The following is a 20,893-nucleotide window of genomic DNA, read 5'->3' as shown; positions in this document are numbered from 1 at the left end:
TCTTTCCATTTTAACAAAAGAGCCTGCATAAAAGCAGGCTCCCGGACATTCTTAATAAATTAATTTCAAAAACTCTTCCGTCGTGATGCCGCCCAGAAGTTTCGGGATATCGATGCCGGCAATTGCCTTATCCAATGAAGCCCGCTCATACTTCGAACCGATGATTGCCTGTTCGATTTCCGATACGTCGCCCACACCGAAAAAGTCACCGTAAATATTTGCATCTTGAACAATGCCCTTATCTACTTGCAGCCTAACGTCGATGCCGCCAACCGGGAAGCGATGGGAATGCTTGATGTTGAATTTCGGCGATTTGCCGTAGTTCCAATCCCAGTTGCCGTAGCGCTCTTGCGACAACTCATGGATGCTCTTCCAGTCTTCGTCTGTCAGTTCATAATAACGGACATTTTCTTCACCTTCAAAAATCGAATGCAGCACAGCGTTGCGGAATTCTGCGACAGTCATCGGCTCTTTCAAAAACTCCGAAATGTTCGCCACACGGCTGCGGATTGACTTGATGCCTTTCGACTCGATTTTCTCTTTGCTGACTTTCAGCGCAGACACCACTTCATCAACCTGCGTATCAAACAACAAAGTCCCGTGGCTGAACATGCGCCCTCTCGTTGAAAATTGCGCGTTGCCTGAAACTTTTCGCCCTTCCGCCATCAAATCATTGCGGCCCGACAGCTCTGCATTAACGCCAAGACTTTGCAGGGCTTTTACTACCGGTTCAGTGAATTTGCGGAAATTGCGGAAGCTGTTGCCGTCGTCCACTGTGATAAAGCTATAATTCAAATTTCCAAGATCATGGTAAACCGCTCCGCCTCCGGATAAACGGCGCACCACATGAATGCCTTTGGAATCCACATAATCTGTATTAATTTCTTCTGAAGTGTTTTGGTTCTTGCCAATAATAATTGAAGGTTCATTGATATAGAACAGAAGGAATGGATCCTTTTCAACATCCATCGATTTCAAAAGATATTCTTCGATTGCCAAGTTAATCCGGGGGTCTGTAATGCCTTTATTGTCTACGAAATACATAATCTCTCTCCTTTTGCTGCGTTCTTCTCTTCAGTTTAACGGATTATTTGAATAAATTCATTGTTTAGGGTTGACGAATCCAAACTGTTATAATACACTTACTTAAACACAGACAGTACTATAACAAAGGAGATGGAAGTTATGATTGAAAACGTAGTTGAATTTTTCAAGAACTTGCCCCCGAAACAGTGCGCGACTTGCGGAGAAAAGATCGAAGAGCAGCATGAATGTTATGGTACTAAATGTGACACTTGCAGCGAATTATAAAATCCAGTAAAACATACTTATAAAAAAGAAGCAGCGCTTGCCGGCGCTGTTTCTTTTTTTATGAAGTAATTTAAATTAGTGTAAAGGGAGAGAAATCGCTTCAGACGGACGCTTTCCCGCGGGAGTCGCCGTCTTACGCTCTTTCTTTAGAGTTCTTCTTAATGTGGATGAGAAGATAGGCATCACTGTTATATTCATTCGAGGAGGTGATGAAAAAATGAGTTGTACTTATGCTTTTCGCCTGCGAAAAGCGGGCATGTCGGAGAAGCGCAGCGGATCGCTTTCTGCTTTTGGTTTGTTGACAGTCCATGAGTGATGAATCTTTCAACCACTAAGCAGACTATTTTCGCATCATATTTTCAAAAATCTGCATAGAAATACAAAAGCTTCATGTAGAAAACTAAAAAGTTAAGGTAGAAGCATCACTTCTCTTAGGTAGAAATGTGAACTGGTGAGGTAAAGCCACGAAACCTACACATAACCACCCCAAGCCAAGCGACGGCGCGTGCACCACCGCTGCCGAGCGATTTTAGAATTTTAATCCATCCTATCTATACCAAACAAGTAGAATTGCCACCTATCAAATACACCCTCAGCTGAGGCGCGGCAACGGAGTGGGTGGAGCAATAAGCCAGGCAGCGTCCTTCAGCTGCCTGGCTTATTGTGGAAACCTACTCCAGAGCGACCGAAGCGGCTATAGAAACCAGAAAAAATTTTGCTCTTCAAACGATGCATCTGTCTTTTATTCACAAAATTAAAAAGACACCGCCTAAGCGATGCCTCTGGAGTTCTATATCAATGGCCGGAATGGTCTTCCATTTTACCCATGCCTTGTGAATCTTCACTGTCATCCGAAACGATGGAATCTGGATCCGGATTGCCGACCGTAACTTCCTGTTTCGGCATAACATGCAGGCTTCGTGCCGTCGTATGCGCCTGCATGTAATAAAGTCCCTCTTCTTCAAAAGTGGTTTTTGCTTCGTAGACACCATCTTCAGTATGTTCAGCCGTAATCATTTCGCTGTTGTCGCGATTTCCGGACTCCCAGACTTCATAGACAATTTCGTCTGCGTCTTCTACAGCTTCGTCCCCTTGTGTCACTGTAACCGACAATACTACTTCTTCCGATGGATCAGCCTGGGTATCAGTGTTAAATGACACCATCACTTCTTCAATCGGATCTCCGGCTCCAGAAGAATCAGCTTCACCGGTTCCACAAGCAGCAAGCAGTAAAATCGGCAAGCCTAACCACAAAAATTTCTTCATTGTAGATTTCCCTCCATGCTGAATGGTTCAGCAGTAAATTGGTCAATTAATTGATTGGCGGCGGCTTTTCCTTGATCGACGCAAGCAGGCAATCCAAATCCTTCAAAAGATCCGCCCGCAATTTGCACCATCGGCATCGCTTCATGCAGCTCTTTTTTCGCCAAAGCAATCCGTTCTTTATGCCCTACTGTATATTGAGGCATCGCTTCTTTCATGCGAGAAACGACGGTAAATTCAGGGTCGGCCTGAATGTCCAATAATTTATGCAGGTCTTCCATTACGGCTTTGACAATTTCTTTGTCAGACAAATCCACGACCGCCTCGTCTCCTACACGCCCTATAAATGAGCGGTACATCGTTTTTCCAGGCGGAACCAAGCCTGGCCATTTCAGATGGGCTGCTGAACAGGCAGTAATGGTGAAATCACTGTTTCGTGCCACCACAAACCCCATGCAGTCTTGTTTCGGCGTAACGGCACCTTCCGGAAAAGCGATGGATACCGTTGCAATGGATGTGGAAGGCATTTCTTTCAAGCCTTTCATCAACCCAAAAGGTTCAAAGATTGGCAGGAGCTTCGCATGCGGCAAGGCAAAGATCACTGCATCCCCCATAATCGCGGCTCCATTGTTGAGCTGTAATTTAGCCTGTCCAGTGTGTTGTTCCAGCTTTTCCACTTTTACACCTTTAAGGATGGTACAGGCTTCAAGTTCTTTTTCCAATGTGTGAACGAGAGTTTCCAGACCGCCCTTAAAAGTTTGAAACATGCCTTCTTTTTCAGTATTAAAAGCACGGTAGTCCGATATCCGGCTTTTTTTTAAGCCGCGCATCAAACTGCGGTGCTGTTGTTCGGTTTCAAGCAGTTCCGGAAAAGTCGCTTTCAAGCTCAAGCGATCAATATCGCCGGCAAACACGCCAGAAAACAAAGGTTCGATTAAATTCTCAACTAATTCATTTCCAAATCTGCGCCTCAAAAACTTGCCCAGCGGCTGATCTTCAAGTGTCGGTGATACAGGCAGGAAGAAGTCTCCCATAGCCCGGGCTTTGCCGAACCAGGAACTAATGCCCGAAGCAAGGAATGAGCCGAAATTCGTTGGCACACCCATTACGGTGCCAGCCGGAATCGCATACAATTGATTTTCAACAGCCACATGTGTTTTGCCGGGAGCACTTTGAATTAACTGGCTTCCAATCCCCAACTCTCCGGCCAACTGCTGGATGCTGTTTTTTCGTGAGATAAACGAATCCGGACCACGCTCAATTACAAAGCCATCTTTTTGCAAAGTCTGGATGTTCCCGCCTAGACGATGGGCTGCTTCAATCACTGTGATTTCAATCTCCATACCTTGCTCAATCGCTTGCTTTTGTAAGTAGTATGCTGCCGACAGTCCTGTGATGCCCCCGCCGACGACGATTACTTTATGCGTTTGTCCAGCCACGTTCAATCCTCACTTTCAATTGGTTTATTTTTATGCCAGCTTTCTCAATACCACGTCAGCCAAGCCATCGATGAATAGAGGCTGTACATTCGGCATTTCGGGGCGGCGGTAGTTTGCACCGATTTCGTCGCAAACCACTTTACATTCGTAGTCGTTATCAAAAAGAACTTCCAAATGATCTGCCACAAACCCAACCGGCGTGTAGACAAAAGAAGTGTACCCTTTTTGTTCGAACAACTCGCGGGTCAAGTCCTGGACATCCGGCCCAATCCAAGGTTCGCCTGTTTGTCCGGCACTTTGCCAGCCAATTTCCACATTTTTCACGCCAGTAGCCTGTTGAATTATTTCAGCCGTTTCTTTTAGTTGATCAGGGTAAGGATCGCCATTAGCGATAATTTTCTCAGGCAATGAATGTGCAGAAACGATCAGGCATGATTTCGCCCGTTCTTCTTCTGACATTTCAGCAAATGAAGCACTGACCTTTTCGCTCCAGTATTGGATGAATTTCGGTTCTGTGTACCAGCTTTCAACTGATGTCAATGAAATACCCGCTTTTTCAGCAGCTTCAGCTGCGCGGCCATTGTATGATTTTACAGAGAATGTCGAGAAATGCGGTGCCAACACAATCGAAACGGCTTCAGTGATGCCGTCTTTTTTCATTTCTTCAACGCCGTCTTCAACGAACGGTTCGATATGCTTCAGGCCAAGATACATTTTAAATTCAATGTCATCCTGAACTTCATTCAAACGGTCACACAAGCCATTTGCTTGATCCAATGTGATTTTTGCAAGTGGGGACAGCCCGCCAATTGCTTTATAGCGGCTGCGCAAATCTTCCAGACTTTCTTCGCTCGGCTTGCGGCCGCGGCGGATGTGCGTGTAATAGCGCTCAATATCTTCTTCAGAGTACGGCGTTCCATATGCCATTACTAATAATCCCATTGTCTTCTTCAACATAATCACCTCAACATGAATTTTGTACTTATTTTAAATTGTTTTTATGAGCCGTGCTGTATTCATGAACAAATGAAGTCAGTCGCTTTAACGTATCCGGATTAACTTCCGGAAACACTCCGTGCCCAAGATTAAAGATATAGCCATCGCTTTGCATGCCCATGTCCAAAATCTTTTTCGTGCGTTCTTCAATTACCGCCCAGTCTGCCAATAAATAAGAAGGATCTAAGTTGCCTTGCAGAGTTTTGGTCAAGCCCATCGAACGCGCTTCTGAAATCGGCAGACGCCAATCCAATCCAACAACATCCACCGGAAGCTCGTTCCATTCTTTTGCCAAATGGCTTGCTCCGACTCCGAAAATCGTTAGTGGTACGCCTTCTGTGCGAAGTTCAGCAAAAATGCGGTCCATCACCGGCTTGATGAAAATCCGGTAATCTTCTACATTCAATGCTCCGACCCACGAGTCGAAAATCTGGATGGCTTTAGCGCCTGCTTGGATCTGCGCTTTTACGTAGGGAATGATGGTATCTGCCAGTTTATCCATTAATGCAAACCACATGGCCGGTTCTGAAACCATCATCGCTTTGGTTTTGTTATAGCTTTTCGAAGGGCCGCCTTCAATCATGTAGCTTGCCAATGTAAAAGGCGCACCTGAAAATCCGATCAACGGCACATTCAGTTGCTCCTGTGTCAATAAACGGATCGTATTAAGCACAAAATCAACATCCTGTTCAGGATTGATCTCGCCTAAGCGTTCGATATCTGCCATTGTGCGAATCGGGTTGTCGATTACAGGACCGATACCTGATTTTATTTTTACGTCGACTCCAATTGCAGGCAATGGTGTGACGATGTCTTTGTACAGAATCGCTGCATCGTTGTTGTACTGATCCACAGGAAGCTTGGTCACGTATGCACACAACTCCGGCTGATGCGTAATTTCCTCCAGCGAATATTTTTCCTTGATTTTGCGGTATTCCGGCTGGGAACGCCCCGCTTGCCTCATATACCAAACCGGTACATGGTCGGTTTTTTCTCCTCGTGCTGCGCGAAGATACGTGTCATTAAATGTCATGATTTTTCATCCCTTCAGTCTGCTGCTATGCTGTCTGTCTACCTATATCCGTCTATACTATAGACGCTCCGTCCTTTATTGTATAGATTCCGGGCGCAATTGTCATAAATTAGACGCTTCTCTTTTCACTTGATTGTCAATACCTGTTTCGTGTAGATTTCTATAGGGAAGGTTATAAAGAAGATGTGTATATTTTCCGAGGAGGGGTTTCAATGAATTTTTACATGACTACAGGAACATATGACTACATGAAAAAAATGCGTGAAAAACATTCATCCGAGACGATGGTTCTCATGCAAGGCGAAAACACGACGTTGATGATTCATGAAACGGAAGGTAAGACGATTTTCCAAACACCTCGCCGATATGAAGTGGTCGATGGAACAGGTGAGTTGAAGGAAAAAGGGTTTTTTGTCTTTAATAACATTCCCGTCTCTGACGAAGGCCGCCCAGTTTTCGAACATCGCTTTAAAAATCGGGCTGGCGCGATCGAAAATGAGCCGGGCTATATCGCATTCCGTGTTCTGAGACCGCTCGATTCCGACACTTATGTTGTCCTGACCGAATGGGAATCTCACGCTTTTTATGAAAAATGGAAAGAGTCGCAAGCATTTGCACAAGCTCATTCCGCTCAGCCGGAAAGTTCGGCCGCTTCCCAACGCCCTAATATTTTCTCTGGTGTATCCTACATCAGCACTTATCGGGCAAAACCTGAAGAAGAATGATGGCCTCAAGCTACGCAAAGATGGCTTGTTGTAAATTTAAGGAGGAAATTACTTGGTTTTCGTTATTTTTATATTAGCAGCTGCATTAACCGTATTCGCATCCATCAAGTTGTCCCAGTACGCCGATGTTATCAGTTCAAAAACGGCAATGGGCGGAATGATGGTCGGTACACTTTTGCTTGCAGGGGCTACTTCCCTGCCTGAAGTATCCACCAGTTTCTCAGCAGCAGCGATCGGCAACGCCGATATCGCTGTCGGCAACATGATCGGATCGAACCTTTTTAATCTGTTCATACTTGCTGGATTTGACTTTCTGCTCCGGAGACGCCGGATTTTAGATCGGGCTTCGCGCAACAATATTTACACAGCCCTACTCGGGATTTTATTGACCGTTCTTGTCATTATGGCACTTTGGCTCCGTCTTGATATACAAATCCTTGGCGTCGGTCTGGATGCTTTAATTATCGCCATCACTTATATCGTCGGTATGGTTGCGATCAACAAATTGCCTTCACTTGATCCTGAAGCAGAAGCAGTTGCGGAATCGGAAGAAGAACCCGACAATCCGAGTGCTTCGTTATCATCTAAGGCGGCAATTTTCCGCTTTGTTATCGCTGCTCTGGTTATCTTGGCTGCTGGTACTGCTTTATCGATTACCGGTGACCAAATTGCCATCATTACCGGAATCGGCTCCAGCTTTATAGGCAGCTTTCTGATTGCAGCTGCAACTTCCCTTCCGGAAGCCATCTCTGTTTTTGTAGCGCTGCGATTGAGCAATGTCAATATGGCAGTCGGTGCGATTCTCGGAAGCAATATCTTCAACATGATCATCCTAGCTCTGTCTGACCCAGTCTATACTGCTGGACCTATCATGTTGGATGTTTCCGGTGCGAACATGATCATTGCTGTCGGGGTTCTGATCATGTCATTGCTGGCCTTGCTATCGCTTTACCGGAAAGAAAGTAAATCTACATTAGCATATGCACTGCCATCAGTGATTATTCTCATCACCTACTTTGCAGCATCCTACATGAACTTCACGTACTAACCTAACAAAGCGCAGCCAACTTCATCAGGAAGTTGACTGCGCTTTTTGATATTCTCTCTCTTCTATCCTTCACTGCCATTTATGATATGCTTGAAAAAGAAAGGGGTTTTGAAAATGATTGATGCCTTATACGCTGAGTTAGATACTGCTTATCCGGAAATGGTGGAGATTCGCCGCCACCTGCATATGAATCCTGAACCATCGTTTCATGAAATCAAAACAGCCCGTTACATTCGAAATTATTATGAGCAATTAGGTGTCGACGTTAAACACAGCGTTGGCGGAAATGGCGTGGTCGCCACTATCCAGGGTGCCAAACCTGGCAAAACTGTCGCGTTGCGCGCTGATTTTGATGCTTTGCCGATCCAAGACCAAAAAGAAAATGTACCTTATAAATCAACAGTTGATGGCGTTATGCACGCATGCGGCCATGACGGCCATACGGCCACGCTTTTAGTGCTTGGAAAAACCCTGCACAATATGCGTGATCAACTGGAAGGCACGTATGTATTGATCCATCAGCATGCCGAAGAATTGGTGCCTGGAGGCGCAAAATCGATGATCGAAGCAGGTGTGCTGGACGGGGTTGACGCCATTTTCGGTACCCACCTTTGGTCCACAACACCATTTGGCAGAATTGATACGCGTGTAGGGCCAATCATGGCTGCCGCAGACAGCTTTGAACTCAAAATCCAAGGGCGCGGCGGCCACGGTGCCAGCCCCCATGAAACGATCGATGCGGTTGTTATCGGTTCTCAAATCGTCTCGAACCTGCAGCCCTTGGTATCCAGACGTGTGGATCCTTTAGAATCTGCAGTTTTGTCAGTCGGTTCTTTTGTAGCGCAAAACCCATTCAATATCATTGCGGATCAGGCCATATTGTCCGGCACTGTCCGTTCATTTAAAGAGGATGTCAGAAGCCTAATGGAGACAGAGATGGAACGCGTCATTGAAGGAACCAGCATGGCGAACAACAGCCGTTATGAGTTCCATTTCAAGCGAGGGTATCCGCCGGTTGTTAATCATGAAAAAGAAACTTTGTATGTAAAAGATATCGCAGAAACCGTTCCCGGTGTAGAACAAGTCTATGACTGTCCACCTCAGATGGGCGGCGAAGATTTTGCCTATTACTTGGAGGAAATTCCAGGAGCGTTCTTCTTTACAGGAGCAATGCCTGATGGCGAGGTCTTCCCTCACCATCATCCGAAATTTGATTTTAAAGAAGAAGCAATGCTGCTCGCTGCTAAAACACTTGGTGCAGCAGCGGTCAATTTCCATAAATAACGCAAAAACAAAGCCCGGCATCTATTCTCAGATGCCGGGCTTTGTTTAATTTTTTTTGGTTTTTAATACGGTAACGGTAATGAGAGAAATGGCTAATATGACTACCAAAGTCATCAAAGCAGAAATGACTTCTCCCATCGCCAGCAAAACGGCTGCTGCCGCTATGCTCTGCAGAATCTGCATTGCCAGGATAAGCTTCCCGACAGCCTGCTGCCTGCTGAACCGGGTCAACGGAAACAGATTGTCCATCCGGAAATGCTGAGTATGCGTCAACCCCTGCCAGATTTGAATGACTGTCGCGAATGCCAATGCTCCGGCAAACAACGCCACCCCAATCTGGAATGGAATAAACCACGCCCCTACCATAATAATGGCCGTCAGACGTACCCATAGATAAAATAATTCATCCGACCGGACAAAAGTTCGCCAAACCAGATACAAGTGAGCGTTCTTCGGACCCGGCTTAATAAACCGGTAAACCCAATTCAGCCAAGTTCTGGCCTTGATTTTCCCTTTCAGGTGCGGGACATCGGTAAAGTAATTGGCAAACTGATAAAAACGCAGCATGCGATTTTCTTCCAGACCGATAAAATGATCATAAGCAAAAGGTTTGCCTACCGCTTTGCGGGCAATCCATTTGCCATAAAAAATGATGGCAAACAGGACAACAACAGCGACGATTAACTGCTCTTGCACATAAAAATAGACGAACAGTCCAACTAAAAAGAAGCGTACCAGCCGGTCCAGCCAGACACGTTCTCCAGCGCCTTGCCTGCGAAAAGCGAATTCCGTCTGGACATTCCACCATTTGATCAGCAGCAATAAAATCGGAAAACCGATCAAGAAAGACGATGGCAAGCCGTAGAGCGCATTAACCATCGGCAATGACACGATAAAGACGATGACCGGCAAATAGAGCTGAGAAAAGAACGACCATTTCAACGCCGGCTTTAGAAATTCATCCAACTTGCTTTCCAACGGCAAAAAGTACACCGAATCCGCTTCCTTCAACAACGTGGACGGTGGGCTGATCGCCAGCAGCAAGCCAAAAATCACTGCAAGCACCAACGCTCCCGGAAACTCTGGCGGTATGTTCTGAATCCACTCACTGTAGGCAAATCCCGCCGCCCCAATCGCAAACAGCAGGACGACTGCAATATGTCCGGTAAATATATACTTCAGATAATTTTGGACTTCGACTGTATACTTATGAAGCCGCTTCGACCAAACATCATGCAAACTCTTCATTTAGCTCATCCTCGGTCATCGCAATATATAAATCGTCCAGAGATGCTTCCGGCATATCGAAGGCTTTCCGCAAATCGTCCATCGTTCCGCTGGCACGCACCTGTCCATTGTGAAGCAGGATAATTCGGTCGCAATAGCGCTCTGCAGTAGATAGGATATGGGTCGACATCAGCACCGATGCCCCTTTTTTCTTTTGCTTTTCCATTTGATCCAATAAGGACTTGATACCCAGCGGATCCAGCCCCACAAAAGGTTCGTCAATGATGTAAAGAGCGGGATTTACGAGAAATGCACTCATGATCATCACTTTTTGGCGCATTCCTTTCGAAAAATGTGATGGAAACCACTTTAGACGCTTTTCCATCCGAAATTCCTTAAGAAGTTCGGCCGAGCGTTTTTCAAACTGTTTAGGTTCTAAATTATAAGCCATTGCAGTCAGTTCTAGATGCTCCCGGAGCGTCAGTTCTTCATATAGGACCGGAGTTTCCGGAATGTACGAAAAAGATGAACGATACGCATCCATATCTTCTTCAAAGGTTTTGCCGTTCAAACGGATCTGCCCTGATTTCGGTTCCATCAATCCGATAATGTGCTTGATTGTGGTACTTTTGCCCGCACCGTTTAAACCGATCAGCCCAACAAGTTCCCCTTTGCCGATCGAAAACGTTACTTCCTGCAGAACCGGCTTGCGTGTATACCCGCCGGTCAACGCTTCTACTTCCAAAATAGCCATATACAACACCTCTTTCTTTCTAAATCAATCAAACTGAAAAAAATCACTCCAGCTGGACGCCTTTTCTATATAGGAGTCGTGAAACCAACATTATTGCGTACCCCATAAACGCTTTAACTTATACATTTACCTATTGTATCAAAACCAGCTGGCAAATTCTTTTCCGATATGGCAAATATGTTAAAATGAGAAAAATAGAAAGGATGATACTGATGACAAATTGTATTTTCTGCAAAATCATTGCTGGCGAGATCCCGAGCGTGAAAGTTTATGAAGATGAGCATGTATTTGCATTTATGGATATCATGCCTTTGTCAAAAGGACATACTTTGCTGATCCCCAAAACGCATCGCGAGTTTGTCTATGACATGACACCGGAAGAAGCAGGAAACTTGTTTTCTGTAGCGCCAAAAATCGCCAAAGCCATCAACGAAACGTTTCAGCCAGAAGGCATGAACCTGTTGAACAACAATGGAGCGAAAGCCGGACAAAGTGTTTTCCATTTCCATTTGCACTTTATCCCCCGCTTCGGGCAAACTGACGGCTTTGGTGCCAAATGGGTGACCAAAGAAAAAGAATTCACTTCAGAACATATTCAGGAACTGGCGGAAAGCGTAAAGCAAAAGTTAAACGCTGATGCTTGATTTTGTGAAGCGGACAAGATAGAATCAGAAATAAGTTTTTCGCCGGCGGTCATGAGGACACGACCGGGAAAAAGAACTAGCAAATAGCTGAGGAGAGATGAGAAATGAATACGAAGAATTTAGTTTTAATGGCGCTGCTGGTCAGCGTTGGAGCAACACTTTATGTGGTGATTCCAGGCATCAACGGTGGAATGAAACCCGACTTTATGTTGACGATGATGTTTGTCGGCATTCTTTTATTCCCTAATGTAAAAAGTGTATTTTTATTGGCGGTAACAACGGGTGTCCTATCGGGGTTGTTTTCGACTTTCCCAGGCGGGTTTTTCCCGAATATCATTGATAAATTCATCACTGCTTTTGTGTTTCTTGCTTTAGTGATGATCCTGAAGAAATTTGTTTCTAAATTGCCAGTCACTATTGCCCTTTGTGCGGTCGGCACGCTATTGTCCGGAACGATTTTCCTTTCTGCAGCCATTTTCGTGATTGGCGCTAATATTCCTTTCGGCCTGTTGCTCGCAACAGTGGTCTTGCCTGCTGTATTGATGAATGGAGTCGCTTTCGCCTTTATTTATCCGATTGTCATCACATTGGTCAAGCGTTCAAAATTCGATACGGCAGTTTCTCAAACCGCCTAAGTAAAAAAGCTTTTTGCCAAAAATAATGGCAAAAAGCTTTTTTTATTGAATAGTCATTCATCTTTATGTTTTAATTAGGTAAAATAAAGGAAAAGAGTTTATAGGAAGAAAGGGGCGTTTTATACATGAAAGCATCAAGATTTTTCTTAGGACTTGCTACAGGGTTGGCAGCTGGAGCTGCAACAGCCTTATTCTCGGCACCACAATCAGGACAAGAGTTCCGCACGACGATGAAATCCACATCGTCTGAGTGGAAAGAATACTTAAATGAATTAAAAGAAAAAGTAAACGGCTTGAAAGAGTCAATCAACCATCTGACAGAAGAAGCTAAGGCGCAGCTGCCTGAAGCAGTAGACGGCTTGAAAGCTTCACTCGAAACTTGGACGGAGAGCACTGCTCCCGCTAAAGAACATCTTCAGCTCGAAATCATGGCTATCCAAAATGCTATTGAAGAGTTGCAGAATACGATCAGCAAAGATAAAAAAGACAAAGATGATGATAAACCGAAAAAAGAAAAAGTCGACGACGATACACAAAGCGCATAAACAGCTGCCTCTGGCGGCTGTTTTTATTTTGTTGAAAAACTTTAACTTAATAATCGAACAACATATATTGAATGCAAAATAGACATTCGTATGGAAACGTCATTTCTCCTGGAAAATTGAAGTAGCCAATTTGCAAGAATGCATCCAGTAGAAAAGGATTTTCAGTTTTTCTAGCAACTATTCAAAAGCTTTCTTCGCTTTCCGAAATTTATTGTAAATTATTTTACTATTCTTACTTTAATTACGTTTGCTTTACTGCTATAATAAAGAAAATATTTCGGAAGAAAGTTGGTGCTTGTGTGAACGAGAAGGAATATACCATGAAAGAGGCTATGCTGTTTAGCCAACGCATCGGGCAATTGTCGAAAGCACTTTGGAAAGCAGTAGAAAAAGATTGGCAAATGTGGATAAAACCTTATGACTTGAATATCAATGAGCATCACATTCTTTGGATCTCCTACCACTTAAAGGGTGCTTCCATCTCAGATGTCGCCAAATTTGGGGTGATGCACGTCTCAACGGCCTTTAATTTCTCAAAAAAATTGGAAGAGCGTGAATTGCTGTCTTTTTCGAAACGTGACACAGATAAACGCAATACTTATGTCCAGTTGACTGAAAAAGGCGAGAAATTGATGCAGGAAATGATTGAAAACTATCATGAAACTCCTCACTCTGTCATCGACGGTTCTCTTCCACTACGTGAAATGTATGGGAAGTTCCCTGAATTCATGGATATCATGGCTGTAATCCGCAATATTTACGGAGACGATTTCATGGAAATTTTTGAAGCATCTTTTAAAAATATCGAGAATAAATTCAGTGAAGAAAACCACGTTATTACACGTCAGGAAAGCAAGCAATAATCAGCAAATGGCTAAATTGAATTTTTGGTTGCATTTCCCTATAAATCGTTGTATTGTATGTATCGACTCGAAAATGAATTTAGTAATTAGGAGATGCATGCATGCACTGCTGGAAAACAATCAACGTGAAAAAACAATACGGATTTGATCGACTTTTTATGATATCGGCACTTTTTGGAATCGCAGTTTTTATGGCATCCTATATTGGGTTGGCGATGACTTATGCCACTCCGTTATCCGATCAGTATTTCCTGTTTTTCATTCTGGCTTTACTGGCCATCTATCCGCTTCACAAAATCTTGCATTTTTTGCCGATGATCGGCTGCCATAAATCATTAAAACTCATTATCCGCAAGCACATGAAGGTCTGCCCATCGATTTTGCTTCATGTTAATGAACCTGTTTCTAAATTCCGATTCTTATTATCGTTGGCGACGCCGTTTCTCGTGTTGAATACAGCAATTGTGATAAGCAGCTTAACAATGCCGGCATTCAGCCATTATTTCGCTATGCTCTTGGCATACCACTGCGCCCTGTGTTTAACAGACATCATCTATCTTCGCAACTTGATGCGTTCTCCAAAGCATGCGTTTATAGAAGAAACAGAAACCGGTTTTGAAATACTTGTCCCTCCTGTCGTTGGCTGATTCCTGTTTTTTCTTCCCGTCTTTGTTATACTAGGAAGTAAAGTCAGAGGGGAGGAAATCCATGATTATCGCATTCATTGTTATGTTCTCCGTGTTTTATCTGTTCCAGATCAACCGGATGACATTGGCACTTGTCACTTCTCGGGAAATTCCGGAAGAAAATCATCAAAAAATATTCCGTACGATAAATATATTAATTACAATATTACTGGTATCGTTGTATGTAGGCGTAGAATTTACACCTTAAATCCACTTGCCTTTTGGCAAGTGTCTTTTTTTAGGAACTTTTTAAATGTCAAAACGTTTATAATATTGGTAACTAATGCATCTAGATAGAAGTAGGGAGCGAATTTTAATGAAAAAATCTTTTTTAACAATTACTTTGGCAGCATCTGTACTGGCTTTGGCCGCATGCAGCGACAATGGTGAAAGTGAAGTTATTATTACTTCGGATGCTGGAGATGTCACTAAAGACGAGCTTTACGAAGAAATGAAAACATCAATCGGTGAACAAGCGGTGCAAATTCTCATGATTGAAAAAGTTCTTGCTGAAAACTACGAAGTGACCGACGAAGAGGTAAATGCCGAATTCGACGGCAATAAAGAAGAGCTTGGAGAAAGCTTTGAGCAGTTTCTGACTCAAAACAACCAAACAGAAGAAAGCTACAAAAAAGTTATCCGTTTGAATTTATTGCAGGAAAAAGCATTGACTGAGGGCGTCGAAGTAACAGATGAAGAAATTCAAGCACAGTACGACCGCCAAGGTACAGAATTGAACGCTCGCCATATTCTTGTGGCTGATGAAGAAACAGCCAACTCCCTTAAAGAAGAATTGGATAACGGCGGCGACTTTGCTGCTTTAGCTGAAGAAAACTCGACTGACACAGCTTCTGCTGCAAACGGCGGCAATCTTGACTGGTTCGGCCCAGGAGCGATGGTTCCTGAATTCGAAGAAGTTGCCTACGGCCTTGAAGTAGATGAAATCAGTGAGCCTGTAGCTTCTGAATTCGGATTCCACATTATCCAGGTTCTTGAGACACGCCCAGTGGAAGACCAACCGGCACTGGAAGACCAGGAAGAAGATATTCGTTCTGAACTGGCACTATCAAAAGCCGATCAAACCACTTTGCTTCCGAAAGTTGCTGAATTGATGGAAGAAGCAAATGTAGAGATTCAAGACGAAGATCTTGAAGGCGCATTGGATGAAATTTTAAATCCGGAAGCTGCTCCAGAAGCTGCTCCTGCAGAATAATAAATAAATGCAAAAACCCCCGCTTCCTTTCTTGGAAGCGGGGGTTTTTCATCAAATTTTCGGTTTGTAGAATGAGCGATTATCCAACGCGAAGACACGTTCTGAAAACTCGCCTTCCTTGGTTTTTCCAAGGACGCGGTCCAACATCATCATTTTGGCATCGATGTTGTCGATATAGTGCAGAATTTCGGCTTCTTTGAGCATTGGCTTTTTAGGGCTGCCCCACTCTTCCTTGCCATGATGCGAAAGGATGATATGCTGCAGCAGCATTACTTCTTCCCCTTCAATCTCCAGCTCTTCCGCAGCTTTCGCCACTTCCGTTACCATAATGGAAATATGGCCGATCAAATTGCCCTCTACGGTGTACGTAGTGGCAATCGGTCCCGAAAGTTCGATCACTTTGCCGATGTCGTGCAGGATGATTCCTGCAAACAGCAAATCCTTGTTCAATCCAGGATAGATTTCGACCAGTGCCTTGCCTAACTTAAGCATGGACACGACATGATCGGCTAAACCTGATACATAATCATGGTGATTGCGCGTCGCTGCCGGAAATGTCAGGAATTGCTGCTGATATTTTTTCAGCATGAAACGGGTAATACGTTGAATTTGCGGATTTTCCATTTCAAATAGATATTTCATCACTTCTTCGAGCAATTCATCCGTTGATTTTTCTGACGATGGCATCAAATCTGAAATGGATTGGTTTTCTTCAGGTTTTGCCGGCCGGATGCTTTTGATGCGCAATTGGTTTTTACCTCTGTAGTTGTGGATTTCTCCACCAACACGGACAATTGTTTCTGCTGCAAATATTTTTTCCTGCTCGTCTTTTGTATCCCATAATTTTGCTTCGATGTCGCCGCTCTTGTCCTGCAACACCAATGATATAAACGGGTTTCCGGTAGTTGTCACGCCTTTGACCGACTGCTTGATCAGCAGGAATTCATCGACGGTTTCTCCAACTGCACGCTGTGTGATGCCTTTAGTCATGAATGAACGCTCCTTTCGGTATTGGCCACCTTGATGATCTGCGCATTAGGCCAAGCCTGCTGCATGCTTTCGTGGCAAGTGAAATAAATGAACTGATGCTCTTTTTGCAGCTCTGTCACTAAGTTTATCATTTGCTGCAGCCGACTGCGATCAAAATGGACAAAAGCATCATCTATAATAATGGGAAATGGATGGCTGTTCCTCATCGATTTGGCCAAAGACAGCCTCAATGCCAGATAAGCCTGTTCTTTCGTCGCCTGACTGAGTTCAGCAATTCGGAAATAGCTGCCGTCCTGCCTTTCCGCTTCAAAATAGCCGTCCATACTCATGGCCAACCCTTTGTAGGCACCGCCTGTCAATCGGTTGAAATAAAGCTGTGCATTGTCCAGTACTGCGGGCAATTTCTTGTCCTTCAATTCATTCATTGTCTGGTTGATTGCTTCCACAATGGCTTTGCTGACAGACCATTGGCGGGCCAACTCCGTGAACTCCGCTTTTTTCTCTTCAAACTCCTGCTGTTTTTCTTCGTAAGAAGTATCCGACAGTAACAAACGGGTCAGCTGCTGCTTGTCCGCCTGTTCAGCCAGCAGTCCATTTCGCTCTGTCTTGCAGCGGGCCAATTGGAGCAAGCAGCTCTCTACTGCCTGCTCAGCATCATCAAGCTGCCAGCTCTCCGGCAGGCCAATCTCTCCGATAGATTCCAATTGTCCGTCAATGAGTGCAAGCTTTCTTTCCAGCTGCTGTTTGCGCTCCCATTCATCCGCTGTCTGATAAAAGGCAAAGACATCTTCCGCACCGGCATGCTCCACCAGCGCTAGCTGCTCTTTTTCAAGCTGATCCCGGTAAACAGCCAAACGCCCACTTTCCTGCAGCAGCCCTGCTCTTTTTTCCTTCATTTTCTGCCATTGTTCCTGCTGTCGTTTGCGCTGTGACAGTTCTGTACGTAAAGCCGGCATCAGCTCACCGGCTGCCAGTTCCTTGCCGCATGCCGCTTGCGCTTTAACAAGCCAATCTTTCTGCCGATCTTCCAACACCCGAATTTCACTGAAGATCCGCTCCAGCCGTGAATGGATGCTTTGCACTTTCCGAAGTTTTTCAAACAGCTCCAAAACCATTGTCCGGCTTGATTCTGGCTGAAGGCCAATCTTCTGCAGCTGCTGCTGATAGGCGGCTTTTGCGGGAAGAGCAGGTTTTTCAAATGAATAAATGGCAATGTTCTTTTTAATGGCATCCCGCTGAGCCATCAAGCTGTCCAACTGATGGTCAAACTCTGCGACTTTTTTCGATATCGCGTCGTAGCTGCTTTCTTTTCCAGCGTACTCTTTTAAGGTCCTCTGGTATTCCGCTGACAGCTCTGCGGGTTTTGGCATTTTCAAGAACAGCCAGACGCCCGTTCCGATTGCTGCAGCCCCCAGCACCATCAATAAGACGAAGGATTGAATAAATCCATAAGCTGCCACGAACACACCCATAGCAATCAAGATAGTGTTAACGAGCTGGCTGTTTCCACTGTTCGCAGTCTGAAACTTCGACGCTGCTTTAGCTTCTGCCAACTTAGCCGAAATGGCCGGCCACTGTTCCGCAGCCAAGCGTTCTTTCCCGGAAGGCTCACCAGCCAGAAATGATGTCAATTGCATTTCTGTTTGGGCCAGTTTGTTTTTTTCTTCCTGCAGCTTGCGCAGTCGGAAGCGCTGTTCTTCTTCTTCCACGTCCAAGTCCTTCAGCTTGTTAACCAACTGCTCTTCATTGCTCAATGAGACATCCATAGCCAGCGCTTGCTGTTCAGACAGCCCAAGCAGCGATAAGGTCGTTTGGCGATCCTCTGACAGCTCTGCATGCTCATTGCGCTTCTGTTCCAGCTGCAGCCTCAGCTGATGCCAGTCCGATTCGCGGTTCAACAGGTTCTCAAAAGCCGCAACAGATCCTCCAGCGTCTAATTCAGGCAAACTGTTTTGCTGGTTGAGCAAATGCTCCGCACTGGCTTTTGTTTCTGACAGCTTATCCACCAACCGGTCCATCTGCCTTTTGCCATCCAACGGAAATTGAACAAGCCCTATTGCTTTAATCTGCTCTGTCACCGTCTTTTTGTCAGCCAGTAATGGTGCCGCCTGCTGCCATTTGCCAAGTTGTTTCAGTTTTTGGTCTGTTGCCGTTTCTTCAGCTTCAATTGCGGTTAAACGCTGTTCAATTTCCCGCAGCCGTTCTAGATAAGGGCCATATAACTCGGTCCGCTGCCGGTACTCTTTCAATTCACCTTCAATGGCGCGGAGTTCATCAGCCAAAACATTAATTTCCGGATTGCGGCCGTTTTTTTTGAAGAGCACCGCCATTTCCTTTTCCAGCCGGCTTTCCAGACGTGTCACGGCATCAATGCCGGTCGTTCCGGAAGCGAGAAGGGTGCGGCTCAGCTCTGTTTCACTCAACCCTTCCAGCCCCTGCAGTTCATGAATGGAAAATGAAAAAACAGCTTCGAAAGAGGCGCGGTCATAATTGCGGAGCAGCTGCTTCAGATCAGTTTCTGATCCTCTTCTGCCGTCTTCGAAAAAGATTGTGACATCTCCAGAAGATTTCCCTTTTACCCGCTCCACCACCAGTTTTCCATAAACCGGATCGGAAATATGGAGTTGGCCGCCATATTTCCCGCCAGTTTTCGGTTCATAACGCAATAATTGAGTTTGGTTGCGCGACGGAAAGCCAAACAGAATTTGAATGATAAATTGCTGCATGGTTGTTTTCCCGGCTTCATTCGGACCATAAAACAGTGCCATTTGGTCTGTCAGATCGATTGTCCGATTTTCATGCCTGCCAAAACCGTAAATGACCAGTTTTTCGATTTTCATTCCGTCACTCCCCTGCCTGCATGCTGCGTTGAATTTTTTCGGCGGCTGCCAGCTGAAGATCGGCGACAGAATGGTCTTCCAAAGATTCTAAAAAGCGGCTGCTTTTCGGATGCCTGTATAAATCCTTCAGTACCGCCTTCCATTCTTCTGTGCTCCAGCCATCCATTGTCTGAACCAGCGCTGCCCCGAGCGGAGAAAGCTCCGCCCCAGTGTCTGCCCGCTGAAAGTCTATGTGCTGGATCCAGATAAAATGATCCAGCGCATCCATCTCTTCCTGCAGCGTTTCCAGCAGTTCACTTTCCGGAATTTCGGCTAAGAGCTGGAAACTTTCCGCATCCAGTTCGGTAAACACTATGTCAACTATCGCCATCCCTGTTGCTTGCCCTAAACGGCCAAGCTCCCTTCGGCAGGCATCAAGCAATTCATTCATATGGAGAATTCCCTTGATGGCAATCGCTACTTGATCAAATTGGACGACTGATGTCGGTATGAATTCCAGGAGAGTCTCCCGCTTTGATAAGGTCACATCATAAAAGCCTTTTGCACCCGATTCCTTTCGGTGGCGGCCTTGAATATTGCCCGGGTAGATAATTGACGGCTCCCGATGGAGTTCCTGGCGTTTATGAATATGGCCAAGCGCCCAATAATCATACTGTTTGCTGAGCAGCTGTTCCCTTTTGAACGGCGCGTAGACGGCGTGTGTCGAATCGCCTTCCAGGCTGCCGTGCAACAAGCCAATCTGATATCCTTCTGCACTTTGCGCTGTCGGATACTGTTCAACCATCGATTCGCTGACATGGCGTTTGCCATAGCTGAAGCCGGTAAAAACAACCGGACCGCCGGCAGTTTCCAGTTTAAACTGAGAAACTGAATCATCAAACGCATGGACATTCTTCGGCAGTTCAAAGCGCGTCCACTTGCCGCCCAAGTGGTCGTGGTTGCCGTAGCTTATTATCACTGGGATCCTTTGCTCCCAAAGCTGCTGCATCCCCTGCTGAAAACGGGCTTGCGCTCGGATGCTGCGGTCTTCTCCATCGTAGATGTCTCCGACAATCAGCACAAAATCAGGCTTCTCATCGAGCGCATACTGAACGAGCCGATCAAAAGCATCCAAAGTGCTGTCTTTGAGCTTTTTCCAATGTTCTTTCCTCAAGCCCTTCATGCCGATAAATGGACTTCCCAAATGCAAATCTGCAGTGTGGATAAATCGAATCGATTCCATAATTAACCCCTTTTAAAGACCGAATATTTGTTCTTATTTTACCATGGAAATCCCATAAAAAAAACTGTTTGCAAGAAACTTCCTGCATACAGTTCTCTTATGTTCTACCAAAAAGTCCATCTTTATAAATCGCTTTGTTTGCTTTGGGCATAACTGCCGGATGCGCCTATGCTAA

General features: G+C 45.1%; 21 protein-coding genes. 11 read left to right on the top strand and 10 right to left on the bottom strand.

Annotation, left to right across the window (positions count from 1 at the left end; genetic code table 11):
* Window positions 1-51: 51 nt before the first annotated feature.
* Window positions 52-1,044, bottom strand: coding sequence for a lipoate--protein ligase (locus tag QOZ98_RS15275; protein ID WP_308788225.1), 993 nt, complete (start codon window positions 1,042-1,044; stop codon window positions 52-54).
* Between the two features lie 141 nt (window positions 1,045-1,185).
* Between QOZ98_RS15275 and yhfH the strand changes: the two genes are divergently transcribed.
* Complete coding sequence (gene yhfH / locus QOZ98_RS15270; protein ID WP_308788224.1) at window positions 1,186-1,311, top strand: protein YhfH; 126 nt, start codon at window positions 1,186-1,188, stop codon at window positions 1,309-1,311.
* A gap of 795 nt (window positions 1,312-2,106) precedes the next feature.
* Here the strand turns inward: yhfH and QOZ98_RS15265 are convergent.
* From QOZ98_RS15265 to hemE, 4 genes are read right to left on the bottom strand one after another with little or no spacing between them, the layout of a single operon-like run.
* Window positions 2,107-2,577: a FixH family protein gene (locus tag QOZ98_RS15265; RefSeq protein WP_308788223.1), complete on the bottom strand. Its 471-nt coding sequence runs from the start codon at window positions 2,575-2,577 to the stop codon at window positions 2,107-2,109.
* A complete protein-coding gene (gene hemY, locus QOZ98_RS15260) occupies window positions 2,574-4,013 on the bottom strand; it encodes a protoporphyrinogen oxidase (RefSeq protein ID WP_308788222.1) in 1,440 nt (479 codons plus the stop codon). The genes QOZ98_RS15265 and hemY overlap by 4 nt, the downstream gene beginning before the upstream one ends.
* 30 nt (window positions 4,014-4,043) lie before the next feature.
* Entirely contained in the window at window positions 4,044-4,970 is a 927-nt protein-coding gene (gene hemH / locus QOZ98_RS15255) for a ferrochelatase (protein ID WP_308788221.1), read from the bottom strand.
* Between the two features lie 25 nt (window positions 4,971-4,995).
* Window positions 4,996-6,042, bottom strand: a complete 1,047-nt coding sequence (hemE, locus tag QOZ98_RS15250) for a uroporphyrinogen decarboxylase (protein ID WP_308788220.1) — start codon at window positions 6,040-6,042, stop codon at window positions 4,996-4,998.
* A 212-nt stretch (window positions 6,043-6,254) separates the two neighbouring features.
* Between hemE and QOZ98_RS15245 the strand changes: the two genes are divergently transcribed.
* From QOZ98_RS15245 to QOZ98_RS15235, 3 genes are all read left to right on the top strand, one after another.
* Entirely contained in the window at window positions 6,255-6,767 is a 513-nt protein-coding gene (locus tag QOZ98_RS15245) for an antibiotic biosynthesis monooxygenase family protein (RefSeq protein WP_308788219.1), read from the top strand.
* Window positions 6,768-6,819: 52 nt separating this feature from the next.
* Window positions 6,820-7,815 (top strand): sodium:calcium antiporter, encoded by a 996-nt coding sequence (locus QOZ98_RS15240; protein ID WP_308788218.1) that lies wholly within the window; start codon window positions 6,820-6,822, stop codon window positions 7,813-7,815.
* A 114-nt stretch (window positions 7,816-7,929) separates the two neighbouring features.
* Window positions 7,930-9,099 (top strand): M20 metallopeptidase family protein, encoded by a 1,170-nt coding sequence (locus QOZ98_RS15235; protein WP_308788217.1) that lies wholly within the window; start codon window positions 7,930-7,932, stop codon window positions 9,097-9,099.
* Window positions 9,100-9,144: 45 nt separating this feature from the next.
* Here the strand turns inward: QOZ98_RS15235 and QOZ98_RS15230 are convergent, their stop codons facing one another.
* Both QOZ98_RS15230 and QOZ98_RS15225 read right to left on the bottom strand, forming a co-directional pair.
* Window positions 9,145-10,347 carry an ABC transporter permease gene (locus QOZ98_RS15230; RefSeq protein ID WP_308788216.1) on the bottom strand — a complete coding sequence of 401 codons (1,203 nt, stop codon included), beginning with the start codon at window positions 10,345-10,347 and terminating at the stop codon, window positions 9,145-9,147.
* Window positions 10,331-11,080, bottom strand: a complete 750-nt coding sequence (locus QOZ98_RS15225; protein WP_308788215.1) for an ABC transporter ATP-binding protein — start codon at window positions 11,078-11,080, stop codon at window positions 10,331-10,333. Before QOZ98_RS15225 ends, QOZ98_RS15230 begins: the two co-directional genes overlap by 17 nt.
* Window positions 11,081-11,292: 212 nt before the next feature.
* Between QOZ98_RS15225 and QOZ98_RS15220 the strand changes: the two genes are divergently transcribed.
* From QOZ98_RS15220 to QOZ98_RS15190, 7 genes are all read left to right on the top strand, one after another.
* Entirely contained in the window at window positions 11,293-11,724 is a 432-nt protein-coding gene (locus QOZ98_RS15220) for an HIT family protein (protein ID WP_308788214.1), read from the top strand.
* A 104-nt stretch (window positions 11,725-11,828) separates the two neighbouring features.
* The gene (locus tag QOZ98_RS15215) at window positions 11,829-12,359 is read left to right on the top strand and encodes a tryptophan transporter (RefSeq protein WP_308788213.1); all 531 of its coding nucleotides are present in this window, start codon (window positions 11,829-11,831) and stop codon (window positions 12,357-12,359) included.
* Between the two features lie 125 nt (window positions 12,360-12,484).
* Window positions 12,485-12,904: a YtxH domain-containing protein gene (locus QOZ98_RS15210; protein ID WP_308788212.1), complete on the top strand. Its 420-nt coding sequence runs from the start codon at window positions 12,485-12,487 to the stop codon at window positions 12,902-12,904.
* Between the two features lie 299 nt (window positions 12,905-13,203).
* Window positions 13,204-13,767 (top strand): HTH-type transcriptional regulator Hpr, encoded by a 564-nt coding sequence (locus QOZ98_RS15205; protein WP_308788211.1) that lies wholly within the window; start codon window positions 13,204-13,206, stop codon window positions 13,765-13,767.
* Window positions 13,768-13,868: 101 nt separating this feature from the next.
* The gene (locus QOZ98_RS15200; RefSeq protein ID WP_308788210.1) at window positions 13,869-14,414 is read left to right on the top strand and encodes a DUF3267 domain-containing protein; all 546 of its coding nucleotides are present in this window, start codon (window positions 13,869-13,871) and stop codon (window positions 14,412-14,414) included.
* A 61-nt stretch (window positions 14,415-14,475) separates the two neighbouring features.
* The gene (locus tag QOZ98_RS15195) at window positions 14,476-14,661 is read left to right on the top strand and encodes a hypothetical protein (RefSeq protein WP_006828367.1); all 186 of its coding nucleotides are present in this window, start codon (window positions 14,476-14,478) and stop codon (window positions 14,659-14,661) included.
* Between the two features lie 108 nt (window positions 14,662-14,769).
* On the top strand, window positions 14,770-15,666 hold the full coding sequence (locus QOZ98_RS15190) for a peptidylprolyl isomerase (RefSeq protein WP_308788209.1): 897 nt from the start codon (window positions 14,770-14,772) through the stop codon (window positions 15,664-15,666).
* A gap of 51 nt (window positions 15,667-15,717) precedes the next feature.
* On the opposite strand, the gene yhaM is transcribed toward QOZ98_RS15190, so the two are convergent.
* The 3 genes from yhaM to QOZ98_RS15175 are packed head-to-tail and all read right to left on the bottom strand — an operon-like array spanning window position 15,718 to window position 20,718.
* Complete coding sequence (gene yhaM, locus QOZ98_RS15185) at window positions 15,718-16,656, bottom strand: 3'-5' exoribonuclease YhaM (protein ID WP_308788208.1); 939 nt, start codon at window positions 16,654-16,656, stop codon at window positions 15,718-15,720.
* Window positions 16,653-19,496 carry an ATP-binding protein gene (locus tag QOZ98_RS15180; protein WP_308788207.1) on the bottom strand — a complete coding sequence of 948 codons (2,844 nt, stop codon included), beginning with the start codon at window positions 19,494-19,496 and terminating at the stop codon, window positions 16,653-16,655. Before QOZ98_RS15180 ends, yhaM begins: the two co-directional genes overlap by 4 nt.
* A gap of 4 nt (window positions 19,497-19,500) precedes the next feature.
* On the bottom strand, window positions 19,501-20,718 hold the full coding sequence (locus QOZ98_RS15175) for a metallophosphoesterase family protein (protein ID WP_308788206.1): 1,218 nt from the start codon (window positions 20,716-20,718) through the stop codon (window positions 19,501-19,503).
* Window positions 20,719-20,893: the final 175 nt, after the last annotated feature.

Origin of the sequence: Planomicrobium stackebrandtii (genome assembly GCF_030814955.1) — a bacterium.
Lineage (GTDB): Bacteria > Bacillota > Bacilli > Bacillales_A > Planococcaceae > Planococcus > Planococcus stackebrandtii.
Note: the sequence above shows the minus strand (reverse complement) of the source record. Positions and strands in the feature narration are given on the sequence as shown.